19 protein-coding genes are annotated in these 14,708 nt (G+C 73.7%); 11 read left to right on the top strand and 8 right to left on the bottom strand.

What is annotated here, in order from left to right; all coding sequences use genetic code 11:
* Nucleotides 1-104: 104 nt before the first annotated feature.
* The 9 genes from IE172_RS05610 (at nucleotide 105) to IE172_RS05570 (ending at nucleotide 7,682) form a co-directional block, all read left to right on the top strand.
* Nucleotides 105-1,103, top strand: coding sequence for a CopD family protein (locus IE172_RS05610; protein ID WP_190095925.1), 999 nt, complete (start codon nucleotides 105-107; stop codon nucleotides 1,101-1,103).
* Between the two features lie 126 nt (nucleotides 1,104-1,229).
* The gene (locus IE172_RS05605) at nucleotides 1,230-2,213 is read left to right on the top strand and encodes a DEDDh family exonuclease (RefSeq protein ID WP_190095924.1); all 984 of its coding nucleotides are present in this window, start codon (nucleotides 1,230-1,232) and stop codon (nucleotides 2,211-2,213) included.
* A 97-nt stretch (nucleotides 2,214-2,310) separates the two neighbouring features.
* The gene (locus IE172_RS05600; protein WP_145870071.1) at nucleotides 2,311-2,544 is read left to right on the top strand and encodes a metallothionein; all 234 of its coding nucleotides are present in this window, start codon (nucleotides 2,311-2,313) and stop codon (nucleotides 2,542-2,544) included.
* 51 nt (nucleotides 2,545-2,595) lie between these two features.
* The gene (locus IE172_RS05595; RefSeq protein ID WP_190095923.1) at nucleotides 2,596-3,390 is read left to right on the top strand and encodes an SURF1 family cytochrome oxidase biogenesis protein; all 795 of its coding nucleotides are present in this window, start codon (nucleotides 2,596-2,598) and stop codon (nucleotides 3,388-3,390) included.
* Between the two features lie 131 nt (nucleotides 3,391-3,521).
* A complete protein-coding gene (locus tag IE172_RS05590; RefSeq protein WP_190095922.1) occupies nucleotides 3,522-4,130 on the top strand; it encodes an SLC5/6 family protein in 609 nt (202 codons plus the stop codon).
* Nucleotides 4,127-4,744 (top strand): sigma-70 family RNA polymerase sigma factor, encoded by a 618-nt coding sequence (locus tag IE172_RS05585; protein ID WP_190095921.1) that lies wholly within the window; start codon nucleotides 4,127-4,129, stop codon nucleotides 4,742-4,744. The genes IE172_RS05590 and IE172_RS05585 overlap by 4 nt, the downstream gene beginning before the upstream one ends.
* The gene (locus IE172_RS05580) at nucleotides 4,741-5,106 is read left to right on the top strand and encodes a hypothetical protein (protein WP_190095920.1); all 366 of its coding nucleotides are present in this window, start codon (nucleotides 4,741-4,743) and stop codon (nucleotides 5,104-5,106) included. Before IE172_RS05585 ends, IE172_RS05580 begins: the two co-directional genes overlap by 4 nt.
* 34 nt (nucleotides 5,107-5,140) lie before the next feature.
* Nucleotides 5,141-6,922: a glycoside hydrolase family 15 protein gene (locus IE172_RS05575; protein ID WP_190095919.1), complete on the top strand. Its 1,782-nt coding sequence runs from the start codon at nucleotides 5,141-5,143 to the stop codon at nucleotides 6,920-6,922.
* Nucleotides 6,923-6,926: 4 nt separating this feature from the next.
* The gene (locus IE172_RS05570) at nucleotides 6,927-7,682 is read left to right on the top strand and encodes an SDR family oxidoreductase (protein ID WP_190095918.1); all 756 of its coding nucleotides are present in this window, start codon (nucleotides 6,927-6,929) and stop codon (nucleotides 7,680-7,682) included.
* A 25-nt stretch (nucleotides 7,683-7,707) separates the two neighbouring features.
* On the opposite strand, the gene amaP is transcribed toward IE172_RS05570, so the two are convergent.
* Genes amaP through IE172_RS05545 form a run of 5 tightly spaced genes read right to left on the bottom strand, consistent with a single transcriptional unit; the run spans nucleotide 7,708 to nucleotide 10,009 of the window.
* Entirely contained in the window at nucleotides 7,708-8,286 is a 579-nt protein-coding gene (gene amaP, locus IE172_RS05565; protein WP_190095917.1) for an alkaline shock response membrane anchor protein AmaP, read from the bottom strand.
* Nucleotides 8,287-8,288: 2 nt separating this feature from the next.
* Nucleotides 8,289-8,918: a DUF6286 domain-containing protein gene (locus IE172_RS05560; RefSeq protein ID WP_229885778.1), complete on the bottom strand. Its 630-nt coding sequence runs from the start codon at nucleotides 8,916-8,918 to the stop codon at nucleotides 8,289-8,291.
* Nucleotides 8,915-9,304, bottom strand: a complete 390-nt coding sequence (locus IE172_RS05555; RefSeq protein ID WP_190095916.1) for a hypothetical protein — start codon at nucleotides 9,302-9,304, stop codon at nucleotides 8,915-8,917. The genes IE172_RS05560 and IE172_RS05555 overlap by 4 nt, the downstream gene beginning before the upstream one ends.
* Entirely contained in the window at nucleotides 9,301-9,486 is a 186-nt protein-coding gene (locus tag IE172_RS05550) for a hypothetical protein (protein ID WP_189555134.1), read from the bottom strand. Before IE172_RS05550 ends, IE172_RS05555 begins: the two co-directional genes overlap by 4 nt.
* A gap of 25 nt (nucleotides 9,487-9,511) precedes the next feature.
* Nucleotides 9,512-10,009 carry an Asp23/Gls24 family envelope stress response protein gene (locus IE172_RS05545; RefSeq protein ID WP_190095915.1) on the bottom strand — a complete coding sequence of 166 codons (498 nt, stop codon included), beginning with the start codon at nucleotides 10,007-10,009 and terminating at the stop codon, nucleotides 9,512-9,514.
* 86 nt (nucleotides 10,010-10,095) lie between these two features.
* Between IE172_RS05545 and IE172_RS05540 the strand changes: the two genes are divergently transcribed.
* Complete coding sequence (locus IE172_RS05540; protein WP_190095914.1) at nucleotides 10,096-10,827, top strand: nucleopolyhedrovirus P10 family protein; 732 nt, start codon at nucleotides 10,096-10,098, stop codon at nucleotides 10,825-10,827.
* 107 nt (nucleotides 10,828-10,934) lie between these two features.
* Here IE172_RS05540 and IE172_RS05535 read toward each other — a convergent pair whose 3' ends face one another.
* The 3 genes from IE172_RS05535 to abc-f form a co-directional block, all read right to left on the bottom strand.
* Nucleotides 10,935-11,738 carry an enoyl-CoA hydratase/isomerase family protein gene (locus IE172_RS05535; protein WP_190095913.1) on the bottom strand — a complete coding sequence of 268 codons (804 nt, stop codon included), beginning with the start codon at nucleotides 11,736-11,738 and terminating at the stop codon, nucleotides 10,935-10,937.
* A gap of 104 nt (nucleotides 11,739-11,842) precedes the next feature.
* Nucleotides 11,843-12,064: a helix-turn-helix domain-containing protein gene (locus IE172_RS05530; RefSeq protein ID WP_229885776.1), complete on the bottom strand. Its 222-nt coding sequence runs from the start codon at nucleotides 12,062-12,064 to the stop codon at nucleotides 11,843-11,845.
* 364 nt (nucleotides 12,065-12,428) lie between these two features.
* Entirely contained in the window at nucleotides 12,429-14,027 is a 1,599-nt protein-coding gene (gene abc-f / locus IE172_RS05525) for a ribosomal protection-like ABC-F family protein (protein WP_190095911.1), read from the bottom strand.
* 213 nt (nucleotides 14,028-14,240) lie between these two features.
* Here abc-f and IE172_RS05520 point away from each other — a divergent pair, with 213 nt between their 5' ends.
* Nucleotides 14,241-14,654 carry a VOC family protein gene (locus IE172_RS05520; protein ID WP_190095910.1) on the top strand — a complete coding sequence of 138 codons (414 nt, stop codon included), beginning with the start codon at nucleotides 14,241-14,243 and terminating at the stop codon, nucleotides 14,652-14,654.
* Nucleotides 14,655-14,708: the final 54 nt, after the last annotated feature.

The following is a 14,708-nucleotide window of genomic DNA, read 5'->3' as shown; positions in this document are numbered from 1 at the left end:
GCGCCCCGGTGCGCCGGGGCGCGCGGACCGGAGGGACAAGGTGCGCATTTCGCCCGCCACTTGCCCTGGTCTTGTGATCTTGTGAAGATCCTGGGGTGACTTTGATGAAACCCAGGTCCGGGGTGACCGGTGCACACAGGGGCGCGCGGCGCCCCGGTGCCGGGCGGGCCACCGCCGTCATCGTGCTGGTGGCGCTGGGCGCGCTGATACCCCTCCTCGGCCCGTCCCCGGCACTGCACGGCACCGGGGAGGACGAGGCTCCCGGCACCGGCGGCATCGCCCTGCTGCGCACGGTGCTGTTCGCCGCGCTGGCGATACCCGTCGGCGAGCTGTTCGTCACACGGCTGGTCCGCTCCGTGCCCGGCGCTCCGCGCGGGCTGCCCCGCGGCTGGTCCACCCCGGCGAACTGCGTCGGCCTCGCGGCCGCCCTCGGTCTCGCCTCCGTCGTGGCCACCGGCAACCTGATCCCCTCCGGCCTCGCCGACATCGACGTCGGCGGTCTCTACGGCTCCCGGGACGGCAGGCTCGCCCTGCTGGAGGTCAACGGCTTCCTCGCGGCGGCGCTGTGCGCCGCCTCCGCCCGCCCCGGGACCCAGGTGTGGCCCCTGGCCGCGATCATCGTCGCGGAGGCGCTGCGCGCGCACCCGACGACCGAGTACAGCCCGCTGATCGGCTCCGGGCTGACACTGGTCCACCTGACCTGCGCGTCGCTCTGGGTGGGCGGCCTGCTGTACGCGCTGCGCACCATGAGGCTCTGGAAACGGGACCGGGCGGGCGCCGCGCTGCTGGGACGCTACGCGCGCTGGGCGGCCGTACTGCTCGCCGCGCTCACCGCGACCGGGGTGGGCAGTTCGCTGCGCCGGATGCCGCCGGAGACCATCCTCGAGCAGTTGACGGACACCGCGTACGGGCGGGTATTGCTCGCCAAGGTGGTCCTCATGGCCGGCGTCGCCGCCCTGGCGCTGTGGGCGCGGATCCGGCTGGCCCGCGCGGCCGACCCGCTCAGCGCGAGTTCCCCCGCGCGGGCGGAGGTGTACGCGCTCGCCCTGGTGGTCGCGGTGTCGGGACTACTGACGGCGCTTCCGGTGCCGATCCGCTGGTGACCGCGGCCCCGGCGGCGCATCCGGTTTCCCGGGGAGCGTCCGGAGATGTCCGGTATTCGAACGGGCGGCCCGTACAGGGCACCTGACGGACCGCAGTGTCGGTGGGGGCCCGTATCCTCGTGAACCATGCTCGAAGACCTCACCGCCGCAGCCCTCTCCCCCACCGTGTGGCCGGCCGCGTATCCGCGGGGATACGCGGTCGTCGACGTGGAGACCACGGGGCTGGCCCGGGACGACCGCATCATCTCCGCGGCCGTCTACCGGCTGGACGCGCGCGGCGAGGTCGAGGACCACTGGTACACGGTGGTCAACCCCGAGCGGGACCCGGGCCCGGTGTGGATCCACGGCCTGACGAGCGAGGCGCTCGAGGGGGCGCCCCTCTTCCAGGACATCGCCGCGGAGTTCGCGTCCCGGCTGGAGGGCCGGGTGCTGGTCGCGCACAACGCCGTCTTCGACTGGCAGATGATCGCCCGGGAGTACGCCCGCGCACGCGGCGAGGCACCGGTGAAGCAGCGGCTGTGCACCATCGCCCTCTCCAAGGAGCTGCGACTCCCGCTGCCCAACCACAAACTGGAGTCGCTGGCCGCGCACTTCGGCGTCGTCCAGCAGCGGGCGCACCACGCGCTGGACGACGCGCGCGTGCTCGCGGAGGCGTTCCGGCCCAGTCTGCGGGCCGCGGCGGCGGGCGGCGTACGGCTGCCGCTGCACGAGTGCCTGCCGCTGACCGAGTGGACGGACCGGCCCCGCATCGGACAGCAGGCGGGCCCCGGCGGCCATCGGCCCGCCAGTTGGCGTCCGTCCCGCAAGCGGCCCGCCTGCCCCCACCCGAACCCGGGCCGGTACGAACCGGGCAAACGACTCAAGCAGGGCATGCGGGTGGCGTTCTCCGGGGACACCTCGACCGAGCGGGACCTGCTGGAGGACCGCGCGACCGAGGCCGGCCTGCACGTCGCGACCAGCCTGTCCCGGCTGACCAGCCTCCTGGTCACCAACGACCCGGACTCGGGCACGTCCAAGGTGGTCAAGGCCCGGCAGTACGGCACCCCGGTGGTCGACGAGGCGGCGTTCGGACAGCTGCTCGGGGACGTCGAACCCGCCTCGGAGGGCTGAGCGGAGTACGCGGCCGACCCTGCGGACGGGTGATTGGCGGGCGACTCGCCTGCCGCCCGCTCGCCGCGCGCCGGGCCGACGGCTCACCCTGTGCCCCATGGCGACATGCGAAGTCTGCGGCAACAGCTACGGAATGACCTTCGAGGTGCACGCGCAGGGCGCGGTGCACGTCTTCGACTGCTTCTCCTGCGCGATCCACCGCATGGCCCCGATCTGCGAGCACTGCCGGGTGCAGATCATCGGCCAGGGCGTCGAGGCCGAGGGGCACTGGTACTGCGGCGCCCACTGCGCCCGCGCGGAGGGAAGGGCGGGGATCGTCGACCGGGTCTGAAAGGACGTACCCGCCTGAATGCACCCCGCGGCCGAGTTGTACGGTCGTGGGGTGTACCGCTTTCTGTTGTCCCGCCAATGGGTGATCATCACCCTGGTCGGCCTGCTCCTCATCCCCACGATGATCTGGCTGGGCACCTGGCAGATGGACCGCCACGACGAGCGCGCCGCCCGGAACCAGCTGGTCGCCGACGCGCTGGCCGCCGATCCGGTGCCCGTGGAGCGGCTGGCGTCCCCGGGGCACGCCGTGACGCGCGCCGAGCGGTACCGCACCGTGACCGCCGAGGGGCACTTCGACACGGATGACGAGGTCGTCGTCCGCCGCCGCACCAACGCCGACGACGAGGTCGGCTTCCACGTCCTCACCCCGTTCGTCCTCGACAGCGGCGGGGTGCTGCTCGTCAACCGGGGCTGGATCCCCGCGGACGGCCCGAGCCAGACCGCGTTCCCCGAGGTCCCCGCGCCGCCGCGCGGCCAGATCACCATCAGGGGCCGGCTCATGCCCGACGAGACGACCGAGGCGAGCGGCATCAAGAACCTCGAGGGCCTCCCCGACCGGCAGATCATGCTGATCAACAGCGAGCTGGAGGCCGAGCGGCTCGACGCCCGGGTGCTCGGCGGCTACGTGGCGCTGACGGCGCCCGAGCCGAAGGACGGCACCCCGCAGTCCCTCGGCGACCCCGGCAACGAGAACGCGGCACTGAACTACGCGTACGCGATCCAGTGGTGGCTGTTCGCGGCGGCCGTGCCGGTCGGCTGGGTGGTGCTGGTGCGCCGCGAGGTCCGGGACCGGACGGCGGGAGCGCGGAAGGCGGACGCCGAGGCGGCCGAACCGGCCGCGGTCTGACACACCGCGCGCCGTGGCCGGCCCCCACCACCGCGGGCGGTGACCCGCGCTCCCCTCCCCGTTCGCGGACGCTCTGTGCGAGAGTGACGCGGCGTAGCGGACGAAGCCACCTGGGACGGGGGCGGTGAAGCATGGCCGACGGCGCCATGACCGCGGCGTTCCTCGCCGTGATCGGCGGGGCGTCGCTGCTCGCCGTCACCGCGCGGCGGCTGAGGCCGAGCGACCGGCTGCCCTCGCTGGAGGGCTGGGCGCTCGCCGTCCGCGGTCTCGGCGCCGGCTGGACCTGGCTGCTGCTCGGCGGGACGGTCCACACCGCGTACACCTTCACCGCCGTACCGGGTCCGGCGTACGGCAACGGCGCGCCCGCCTTCTTCGCGGTGCCGTACACGGTGCTGCTGGGCGGGGTGTGGATCCTGCAGATCTTCCCGGCGGTGGCGGTCGGCCCGTACACGCGGTGGCCGCACCCGCGGGCTGGGCCGGCCGGCTGGGCCGCGGGCATGGCGGCCGGGACGTACCTGGTGGTGCGCGAGGGGTTCTCCTCGATCGTGCCGCTCGGCGCCGGCGCCGGACCACTGGAGATCTGCGCGGGCGTCGCGGCCCTGCTGCTCAACCTGACCGTCGCGGTGGCCGGCACCGCGGTCCTCGCCCGGCTCGGCGTCCCGCGCGGCGCCGACGCCACCGACCTGCCGTCCCGCCTGCTGGGCGGGCGGCGTCCGCGGACGGGAGCGCACCCCAGGTGAGACGCGGAGAGCATCCACCGGTCCGGACGGCCCCGCCGCCGGCCCCCGCCGCCCCCGCGGCGCCCCCGCCCACCGCCGCGGCCCCGGCCGCGCCGCCCGGGCCCGCCGCCACCGCCCCGGCGGACCTGGAACGGGAGGCCGGTGTCGCCCGCCTCTTCGAGCTGCACTACTCCTCGATGCTCCGGCTCGCCGTGCTGCTCGGCGCGGACGACCCGGAGAACGTGGTGGCCGAGGCGTACTACCGGATCTACCGCAAGTGGCGGCGGCTGAAGGACGTGGCGGCGGAGGCCCGGCTGCGCTCCACGGTCTGCCACCTGACCCGGCAGCGGATCCGCCACCTTCAGGTCGCCCGCCGGCACGAGCCGCCGGCCCCCGCCGACGAGACGGTGACCTCCGCGGAGAACACCGCGCTGCTCCACGACGACCAGCGGGTGCTCGTCGACGCCCTCCAGCGGCTCCCGGCCCGGCAGCGCGAGGCGCTGGTGCTGCGGCACTGGCTCGGGCTGAAGGAGAGCGAGATCGCCGCCGCGATGGGCATCTCCCGTGGCTCCGTCAAGACGCACACCTGGCGCGGGATCGCCGCGCTGACCCAGGCGATGGAGGCCCGGCGATGACGCGTCGAGATGCGACCGGGTCGCGTGGCACCGGACCGGACCGCACGGGCCACGACCGGGACGGACGACCCCCGCCGCCGGGCGCGGAGCGCACCGAGCGGGAACTGCGCGACGCGCTCCTGGCCCTGGCCGGCGGGGTCTCGCCCGACCCCGACGCCTACCGCACGGCGCGCGGCACGTGGCCGCGCCGGGAACGCCGGCGGCGGCTCGTCCTCACCGTGCTCGTCGCGGTGGTCTTCGCACTGGCCACACTGATCGGCCTGTGGGTGCTCGACCACGCCCCGTCGGATGACGGGACGGTCTTCTCCGGCGACGGCGCGGCGGCGGCCGACGGCCCGTCACTCCCCCGGTCCGGGCCCTGATTGCGGCACCCGAAGGCCGGGAACCCGCACCCCTGTGCAACGTATCGAGGACTACGCGCTCATCGGCGACGAACAGACCGCTGCCCTGGTGGGCGCGGACGGCTCGGTCGACTGGCTCTGCCTGCCCCGCTTCGACTCGGCGGCCTGCTTCGCCCGGCTGCTCGGGGACGAGAACAACGGGCACTGGCGAATCGCGCCGGCCGGCGCCGACCGGTGCACCCGCCGCTCCTACCGCGAGGACACCCTCGTCCTGGACACCGAGTGGGAGACCCCCGAAGGGACGGTGCTGGTCACCGACCTGATGCCGCAACGCCACCGCGCGCCCGACCTGGTGCGGATCGTGCAGGGCGTCCGGGGCGAGGTGACCGTGCGCAGCACGCTCCGGCTGCGCTTCGACTACGGCTCGGTCGTGCCCTGGGTGCGCAGGGAGGACGGCCACCGGGTGGCGGTGGCGGGACCGGACTCGGCGTGGCTGCGCAGCGTGCCGGAGGTGCCCACCTGGGGCGAGGACCTGGGCACCCACTCGGAGTTCACCGTGAAGGAGGGCGAGCGGGTCGCGTTCGTGCTGACCTGGCACCCCTCCCACGAGCCGCGGCCCGCGCTGGTCGACCCGTACTCCTCGCTGCGGCACAGCGTGCACGACTGGCGGGCCTGGGCGGCCCACTGCCGGTACGACGGCCCGCACCGGGACGCGGTCGTCCGGTCGCTGATCACGCTCAAGGCGCTCACCTACCGGCCCACCGGCGGTGTCGTCGCCGCGCCCACCACCTCGCTGCCGGAGGAGCCGGGCGGGGTGCGCAACTGGGACTACCGCTTCTGCTGGCTGCGCGACTCCACGCTGACGCTGAACGCGCTGCTGGCCGCCGGGTACCAGGAGGAGGCGGAGGCCTGGCGCAACTGGCTGCTCCGCGCGGTCGCCGGTGACCCGGCGGACCTGCAGATCATGTACGGGCTGGCGGGTGAGCGGCGGCTGCCGGAGTTCGAACTGCCGTGGCTGCGCGGGTTCGACGGCGCCACACCGGTACGCATCGGCAACGACGCCGTGAACCAGCTCCAGCTGGACGTGTACGGGGAGGTCGTCGACTCCCTGGCGCTGGCGCGGCGTTCGGGACTGTCGGCGCAGCCGGACGTGTGGGCCCTGCAGTCGGTGCTGCTGGAGTTCCTGCGCACGGCCTGGAGGCAGCCGGACGAGGGGCTGTGGGAGGTGCGCGGCGGCCGGCGCCACTTCGTCCACTCCAAGGTGATGGTGTGGGTGGCCGCCGACCGCGCGGTGCGCGCCATGGAGGAGGACCCGGACCTCGAAGGGGACCTGGAGGGCTGGCGGGAGCTGCGCGACGAGGTGCACCGGGAGGTGTGCGAGAAGGGGTACGACCCGGAGCGGAACACGTTCACGCAGTCCTACGGCTCGCGCGAACTCGACGCGGCCCTGCTGCTGATCCCCCGGGTGGGCTTCCTGCCGCCCGACGACCCGCGGGTGCTCGGCACCATCGAGGCGGTCCGCGCCGAGCTGGGACAGGACGGGTTCGTGCGCCGCTACACCCCGGACGCCACGGCCGTCGACGGGCTGCCCGGCCAGGAGGGCACCTTCCTGGTGTGCTCGTTCTGGCTGGCGGACGCCCTGCACATGACCGGCCGGACGAAGGAGGCGCGCGAGCTGTTCGAACGGCTGCTGGGGCTCGCCAACGACGTGGGGCTGCTGGCGGAGGAGTACGACCCGGTGGGCGAGCGGCAGCTGGGGAACTTCCCGCAGGCGTTCAGCCACATCGGGCTGGTGAACACCGCCCTCGCCCTGTTCGGCGGCGAGGGGGCAGGATAGGGCCATGGATCTTGGACTGAAGGACCGGGTGTACGTCGTCACCGGGGCGACCCGCGGGCTGGGCAACGCCTCCGCGCGGGAGCTCGTCGCGGACGGTGCGAAGGTGGTCGTCACGGGGCGGGACGAGCGGTCGGTCGCGGAGGCGGCGGCGGCACTGGGACCGAACGCGGCCGGGGTGGCCGTCGACAACGCCGACCCGGAGGCGCCGGCGCGGCTGATCGCCACCGCGCGGGAGCGGTTCGGGCGTTTCGACGGGATCCTCGTCAGCGTGGGCGGACCGCCGCCGGGGTTCGTCGCCGACACCACCGACGAGCAGTGGCAGTCGGCGTTCGAGTCGGTGTTCCTCGGCGCGGTGCGGCTGGCCCGGGCGGCGGCGGAGGAACTGGGTGAGGGAGGTGTCATCGGGTTCGTGCTGTCGGGCTCGGTGCACGAGCCGATCCCGGGGCTGACGATCTCGAACGGGCTGCGGCCGGGGCTGGCCGGGTTCGCCAAGTCGCTGGCGGACGAGCTGGGACCGCGCGGGGTCCGGGTGGTGGGGGTGCTGCCGGGGCGGATCGACACCGACCGGGTGCGGGAGCTGGACGCGCTGTCCGCCGATCCGGAGGCCACCCGGCAGGCGTCGGAATCACGGATCCCGATGCGCCGGTACGGGACCCCGGAGGAGTTCGGGCGGGCGGCGGCGTTCCTGCTGTCGCCCGCGGCGTCCTATGTGTCCGGGGTGATGCTGCCCGTGGACGGGGGCTTCCGGCACGGCTTCTGACGCGCGGTGGCGGAGCCCGGGAGGGTCAGGTGACTCGTTCCGGGCGGTGTTTCCGTGCGTGCAGGCGGGCCTCCGTCGGGAGTGCGGCGAGGCCCGTCGAGTCGCGGGCGTGGGCGACGGCGCCCGTGGTGAGCTCCCGCACGGCGGCTCCCGGCTCGACGTGCGGTTCCAGGGTGAGGAGCACCCGGGCCCGGGGGTCCGTGCGGCCGCCGGTGAGCTGGACGTGGGCGCGGGCGACTCCGTCCAGGTGGTTCGCCTCCTCTTCCAGGGCGTGCTCCAGGGCCCGGCCGCGCAGCGACGCGCCCTCGCCGTCGCCGGTGTCGACCAGTACCTCGGCCGGCCGCCGCCGGCGCAGCACCGCGAGCAGCCACCACAGGAAGAGCAGGACCAGTACGGCGAGCACGGCGATGACGACCGGCCACCACCAGCCCTCGTCCCGCCACCGGGTCCGCTCGGCGTCGTCCAGGAGCACGTCGTGCCGGCCGTCGTGCAGCCACCAGGACGGCGCGGGTGCGCCCAGCCCGATCGCCAGCACGGAACCGCCGAGGGCGATCAGCACCAGGCCGGCGATCGCGAGCAGCACGCGGTTGACACCCTTGAGCACGGCTAACGCCCCTTCCGTCCGGGCCGCCGCACGCGCAGCGACAGCGCGGGGGGCCGGGCCAGACCGAGACTCTCGGCCGCGTCCTTGAGCACAGCGGTCACATCGGCCCGTACGTCGTCCAGTTCACGAAAGTGCGACACCGCGCGGACGTCGGTGCGGCGTCGCCTCACCCTGACCCGTACCGCCTGCACACCGGCCACCTCCAGGGCCCGGTCGCGCAGCACCATGGCGGCGGCGTCGCGGTGCAGCGCCGCGCGTACGTCGGGATGCGTGCAGCGCATCGGCAGCAGCGAGCGCAGACCGGGCGTCACGGCGAGCACGAACAGCCAGAGCCCGAGCGCGGCCGCGACGCCCGCGCCGGTCAGCACCCAGACGTCGTCCAGGGGGCGCTCGGCCAGCTGCCGGGCCAGTTCCCGGCGCCAGCTCATCCCCTCCCGGCCGGCGCGCACGGCGACGATGTCGTAGAGGAAGAGCCCGGTGATCGCCAGGAGCAGCAGCGCGAGCACACCCGCGGGGACCCGGCGGGCCGACCAGAAGCGTTTGTGTCCGTCGTCGGCCCGTCGGGCCCCGTGCGCCCGGTCGGGTGACGGCGGCGGGTCCTTCTCGAGGACCGCGCCGTGGGGTCCGCTCATCGCTCCCTCTCCTGCTCCGCGCCGAACGGGGCGGCGGCGGCCGGACGCAGCCGTTCCACCTGGACGACGACCTCCGGGACCGCCATGTCCGCCAGGTCGCGCACCCGCTCGACCACACGGCGCCGCACCGCGCGGCAGCGGCCGCCGATGTCGCCGGGGTAGCCGAGTTCGACGTGCACGCGGACCCGGGCGGCGTCGTGGCGCACGATGACGCTCGCGTGCGGGGGCGCGGCGCCCGGCGGCAGCGTCCCGATCGCCTCGCGGGCCGCCTGCGAGGCGATCTTCGCGACGACCCGGTCGGCGATCGTGGTCGCCCCGCGCTCGCCCGCCACGACGGCGGCCGGTTCTCCGCCGGCTCCGACGGCGACCGTGCTCACCGCCGTCACCGCCGCCGTTCGTCACGGGGGCGGAAGAAGTCGCCGAACTCCAGGTCCCCCTCGAGGAACCGTCCGACGACGAACCCGACGGCGCCGAGGGCCGCCACCAGCAGGAAGGCCCCGAATCCGCCGAAATAACCGGCGAAGCCCAGCGCCATGCCGGCGATCATGCCGACCACGGCCATGTTCATGGTGCGCTCCTCCACTCACCGGGTCTCATTGGAGGCGGGTCTCCTGTTCCTCCTCTTCCTCCTCCTCGGGCAGTTTCACGTCGCTCACCGCGATGTTCACCTCCACCACCTCGAGGCCGGTCATCCGCTCGACCGCCGCGACGACGTTCTCCCGCACGGCCCGGGCGACGTCGGAGATGGACACGCCGTAGTCGACGACGATCTCCAGGTCGAGCGCGGTCTGCACCTCACCGACCTCGGCCTTCACACCGCGCGTCACCGCCTTGGAGCCGCCGGGCACCCGGTCGCGCATGGCGCCGAAGGTCCGCGACAGCCCGCTTCCCATGGCGTGGACACCGAGCACGTCCCGGGCGGCGAGCCCGGCGATCTTCTCGACTACGCCATCGGAGATGGTGGTACGGCCACGGGTGGAGGGGTCACCACCGCCACGCCGGGTTCCGGGACCTTTGCGCGAGGTCGCTTCCACAGGGTTCTTCTCGGGATCGGAGGCCCGTACCGAGCCTCCGCCGGTCATGTCGGTCATCGCCGTACGTCCCTTCGATCGTCCTCCTTCGACCACCGTAAGCACGGTTGCCCGATCTCGCGCCAGGAATACGGCAGGGTGGAGGAGTGACGGCGGACGGATGGACGCACGCGGTGCGGCGACAGGTGCAGCTGGGCAGGATCCTGCCCCTGGGTGGAGCGCGTGACGGCGCGTGGATCACGGAGCGGGCGGTGGCGGTGCTGCTGCGGCGTGCGGTGGCACGGGGTGCGCCCGGCGTGCGGCTGGACGGGGTGCGGCTCGGGCTCGCCCGGCCGGAGCAGGCGGCGGAGCCGGTCGTGCCGGCCCCGCCGAGCGCGCTGCCGCCGGGCCCGTTGCGGCTGGCCGCAGAGTTCGCGGCGACGGCGGCGCAGCCCCTGCCGGCGACGGCGTCCCTGCTGCGGGCGGTGCTGGCCGAGGCCGCGGCGGAACGGATCGGGCTGGCGGTGACGGAGGTGGACCTGCGGGTGACGGAGCTGCTGGACACGGACACGCCGGTACCGTCCGACGCGCCGGCGCGCGAGACCGAGCAGCCCGGGCCGCCCGGACCCGCGGACCCCGGCGGCTCGGAGACGGGCCTGATCGCGGCGGCCGCGCTCGGCGTCCCGGGGGTGGCCCGGCTGGCGGGCACGGCGGGCCGGGCGGTCCACCTGTCCGAGCATCCGCGTGGCGCCGCCCTCCCGCGCCGCCACGCGCGCGTGGACCTCGCGGTCCGGGCGGACCACCGCCCCCTGGAGGTGGCCCGTGCGGTCCGCGAGGCCGTGTCGGCGGCCCTGCCGGATCACCCGACGGTGGCGGTCCTGGTGACGGACCTGGACTGACCGACCAGGACCGACCGCCTCGGACGCGATGCCGTGGACCGACGTCCTGGACGGACCGCCCGTCCCGGACGGCCCGTGCTCCGGGCGGCCGTCCTCCGGCCGGTTCGTTATTCGCCGAGGCCGGACAGGTCGCGCAGGCGGCGGGCCTGGGCGGCCCGTTCGGCGGCGCGCTGCTCGTCGTAGGTGCGGCCCTGGGCGCCGCGCAGAAGGGTCTTCGTCTCGATGACGGCGTCCCGGGGTGCGGCCAGCAGCGCCGCGGCGAGGTCCTGGACGGTGGCGTCCAGGTCGGCCGCGGGCACGGCGAGGTTGGCCAGGCCGGTGTTCACGGACTCCTCGGCGGTGACGAAGCGGCCGGTCGCGCAGATCTCCAGCGCGCGGGCGTACCCGACGAGGCAGACCAGGGGGTGCGTGCCGGTGAGGTCGGGGACGAGCCCGAGGCTGGTCTCGCGCATGGCGAACTGCACGTCGTCCGCGACGACACGCAGGTCACAGGCGAGGGCGAGCTGGAAACCGGCTCCGATGGCGTGTCCCTGCACGGCGGCGACGGACACGATGTCGCTGCGCCGCCACCAGGTGAACGCCTCCTGGTACTCGGCGATGGCCGCGTCGAGCGCGGCGTCGTCGCTGCGGGCGAGATCGACGAACGACGGCTCGCCCTCGATTCCCTCGGGGGTGAGCATCTGCCGGTCGAGCCCCGCGGAGAAGGACTTGCCCTCACCGCGCAGCACCACCACCCGGACGGAGCCCGGCAGCAGCCGGCCCGCCTCGGTGAGCGCCCGCCACAGAGCGGGGCTCTGCGCGTTGCGCTTGGCCGGGTTGGTCAGCGTCACCGTGGCGATCGCGTCGTCGACGGTGAGCCGTACGCCGTCCTTGTCGAGTACCGGGCCGAGGTCCTGGGCGGACGAAGCCATGGGGCGCCTCCGATGGGTGCGGTCGTCTAAGTGACTGCACAGTAACCACCCGGTCGGTCAGTCGGCCGACCGGGTGGCCACCATCGGGTCTCGTGGCGCCGGGATCAGGCCGACGGGGTCTTTTTGCCCCGTGTCGCCCCGCCACGCCCTCGCAGCGTGACGCCCGACTCGCTGAGCATGCGGTGCACGAAGCCATACGAGCGGCCGGTCTCCTCGGCCAGCGCCCGGATGCTCGCACCGGCGTCGTACTTCTTCTTCAGGTCTGCCGCGAGCTTGTCGCGCGCGGCGCCGGTCACCCGGCTGCCCTTCTTCAGAGTCTCGGCCACCCGTGCCTCCTCATGGGAAGTGCGCTCTGGTCTCCTCATGATCACCCCTCCCGGCCTCCATGGCCACCCATTCGGCAAGGTCGATGAGACAAGGTTGTGACGACGGGAGTGCGTCCCCACGAACGGAATCGACAATTCCGATGGCTGTCGCCGATACCTCCAATCGGGTTCTTCCGAGAAGTGCCAGGTCAGAAGCGCACGACGGCCGAGCCCCGGTTCTCCGGGAGCTCGGCCGCGACATGGGTGCAGGACACACCTCGGGATGAGGAGATCTCACACGAATGATGGATCACCGATGGGCCGAATGATCCATACGCAGTGGATCACCCCTTCGATCAACCCCCCGGCTGACGGGCGGGCCGCCTCAGGCGAGGGCGACCAGGTCCGCGTAGTCGGCGCCCCACAGGTCCTCGACGCCGTCCGGCAGCAGGATGATCCGCTCCGGCTGGAGCGCCTCCACGGCGCCCTCGTCGTGGGTGACGAGGACGACCGCGCCCTTGTAGGTGCGCAGGGCGCCGAGGATCTCCTCGCGGCTGGCGGGGTCGAGGTTGTTGGTCGGCTCGTCGAGCAGCAGCACGTTCGCCGAGGACACCACGAGGGTGGCGAGGGCGAGGCGGGTCTTCTCACCGCCGGAGAGGACACCGGCCGGCTTGTCCACGTCGTCGCCGGAGAACAGGAACGAGCCGAGCACCTTGCGGACCTCGACGAGGTCCATGTCGGGCGCGGCGGAGCGCATGTTCTCCAGGACCGTGCGGTCGGGGTCGAGGGTCTCGTGCTCCTGGGCGTAGTAGCCGAGCTTGAGGCCGTGGCCCGGGACGACGGCGCCGGTGTCCGGCTGCTCGACACCGCCCAGCAGCCGCAGCAGCGTGGTCTTGCCGGCGCCGTTCAGGCCGAGGATGACGACCCGGGAGCCCTTGTCGATGGCCAGGTCGACGTCGGTGAAGATCTCCAGGGAGCCGTACGACTTCGACAGGCCCTCGGCCATCAGCGGGGTCTTGCCGCAGGGCGAGGGCTCGGGGAAGCGCAGCTTGGCGACCTTGTCGGACTGGCGGACCTCCTCCAGGCCGGACAGCAGCTTCTCCGCGCGGCGGGCCATGTTCTGCGCGGCGACGGTCTTGGTGGCCTTGGCGCGCATCTTGTCGGCCTGCGCGTTGAGCGCGGCGGCCTTCTTCTCGGCGTTCTGCCGCTCGCGCCGGCGGCGCTTCTCGTCGGCCTCGCGCTGCTGCTGGTACAGCTTCCAGCCCATGTTGTAGACGTCGATCGCGGCACGGTTGGCGTCCAGGTAGAACACCTTGTTGACGACCGTCTCGACCAGGTCCACGTCGTGGGAGATGACGATGAAGCCGCCGCGGTAGGTCTTGAGGTAGTCGCGCAGCCAGGCGATCGAGTCGGCGTCGAGGTGGTTGGTCGGCTCGTCGAGCAGCAGGGTGTCGGCGTCGGAGAACAGGATCCTGGCGAGCTCGACGCGACGGCGCTGACCGCCGGAGAGGGTGTGCAGGGGCTGGCCGAGCACCCGGTCGGGCAGGTTCAGCGCGGCGGCGATGGTGGCGGCCTCGGCCTCGGCGGCGTACCCGCCCTTGGTGAGGAACTCCGTCTCCTGGCGCTCGTACTGCCGGAGCGCCTTCTCGCGGGTGGCGCCCTGGCCGTTCGCGATGCGCTGCTCGTTGTCGCGCATCTTGCGGATCAGCACGTCGAGGCCGCGGGCGGAGAGGATGCGGTCGCGGGCGAGGACGTCGAGGTCGCCGGTGCGGGGGTCCTGCGGCAGGTAGCCGACCTCGCCGGAGCGGGTGACGGTGCCGGCGGCGGGGATGCCCATGCCGGCGAGGACCTTGGTGAGGGTGGTCTTGCCTGCGCCGTTGCGGCCGACCAGGCCGATGCGGTCGCCCTTGGCGACGCGGAAGGTGGCGCTTTCGATGAGCACGCGGGCACCGGCGCGCAGCTCGATGCCGGAGGCGGAGATCACGGACAGACTCCAGGGCGGGTGTGGATTGGCGGTGGGCGGCTGAGGACGTTCCCGCCGTCTAATGCGCGAGGAGAATGGCCATGGGAGCCATTCTAACGGGGCGGTGCAAGCGCTTTTCCGGGTGCGTGCGTCCGGGCCGTTGCCGGTGGCCGGTGCCAGACTGGGCGGCACGTGGACATTCCGGTGTACGAGAGACACAGGGAAGTGATCGCCATGGCAGGGACGGGCGGCGGGCGTCCGAGCATCGTTCCGACGTTGCTGTACGGGGACGCGAAGGCGGCGATCCGGCAGCTCACGGAGGCTTTCGGCTTCCGGGAGCTGTCGGTGTACGAGGGCGAGGACGGCACGGTGATGCACGCCGAGCTGGTGCAGGGCAACGGGGTGGTGATGCTGGGCTCGAAGGGCCGCGGCGGGGCGTTCGACACGGCGATGAAGGGCGCGGGCCCGTCGGCGGCGTACGTCGTGGTGGACGACGTCGACGCCCACCACCGGCGCGCGGTGGACCACGGGGCGGAGATCCTCATGCCCCCGACGGACCAGGACTACGGCTCACGGGACTACATGGCCCGCGACGTCGAGGGCAACGTCTGGAGCTTCGGCACGTACGCGCCGGAGACCGGGGGCTGAGGGCGGGCGGTGGGCGGAGCGCCGTGGCGGGACCCTGGCCGGCGGCCGCGGCCA

The organism is Streptomyces griseoflavus (genome assembly GCF_014649995.1).
Taxonomy (GTDB): Bacteria; Actinomycetota; Actinomycetes; order Streptomycetales; family Streptomycetaceae; genus Streptomyces; species Streptomyces griseoflavus.
This window is presented reverse-complemented; position numbering and strand designations above follow the sequence as displayed.

What these genes read in the sequence shown, in the direction of transcription:
- IE172_RS05605 (WP_190095924.1), top strand. Translation starts at nt 1,230, where the DNA reads ATGCTCGAAGACCTCACCGCCGCAGCCCTCTCCCCCACCGTGTGGCCG.
- IE172_RS05570 (WP_190095918.1), top strand. Translation starts at nt 6,927, where the DNA reads ATGGATCTTGGACTGAAGGACCGGGTGTACGTCGTCACCGGGGCGACC.
- IE172_RS05520 (WP_190095910.1), top strand. Translation starts at nt 14,241, where the DNA reads ATGGCAGGGACGGGCGGCGGGCGTCCGAGCATCGTTCCGACGTTGCTG.
- IE172_RS05590 (WP_190095922.1), top strand. Translation starts at nt 3,522, where the DNA reads ATGGCCGACGGCGCCATGACCGCGGCGTTCCTCGCCGTGATCGGCGGG.
- IE172_RS05600 (WP_145870071.1), top strand. Translation starts at nt 2,311, where the DNA reads ATGGCGACATGCGAAGTCTGCGGCAACAGCTACGGAATGACCTTCGAG.
- IE172_RS05550 (WP_189555134.1), bottom strand. Translation starts at nt 9,486, where the DNA reads ATGAACATGGCCGTGGTCGGCATGATCGCCGGCATGGCGCTGGGCTTC.
- IE172_RS05535 (WP_190095913.1), bottom strand. Translation starts at nt 11,738, where the DNA reads ATGGCTTCGTCCGCCCAGGACCTCGGCCCGGTACTCGACAAGGACGGC.
- IE172_RS05580 (WP_190095920.1), top strand. Translation starts at nt 4,741, where the DNA reads ATGACGCGTCGAGATGCGACCGGGTCGCGTGGCACCGGACCGGACCGC.
- IE172_RS05545 (WP_190095915.1), bottom strand. Translation starts at nt 10,009, where the DNA reads ATGACCGACATGACCGGCGGAGGCTCGGTACGGGCCTCCGATCCCGAG.
- IE172_RS05610 (WP_190095925.1), top strand. Translation starts at nt 105, where the DNA reads ATGAAACCCAGGTCCGGGGTGACCGGTGCACACAGGGGCGCGCGGCGC.
- IE172_RS05560 (WP_229885778.1), bottom strand. Translation starts at nt 8,918, where the DNA reads ATGAGCGGACCCCACGGCGCGGTCCTCGAGAAGGACCCGCCGCCGTCA.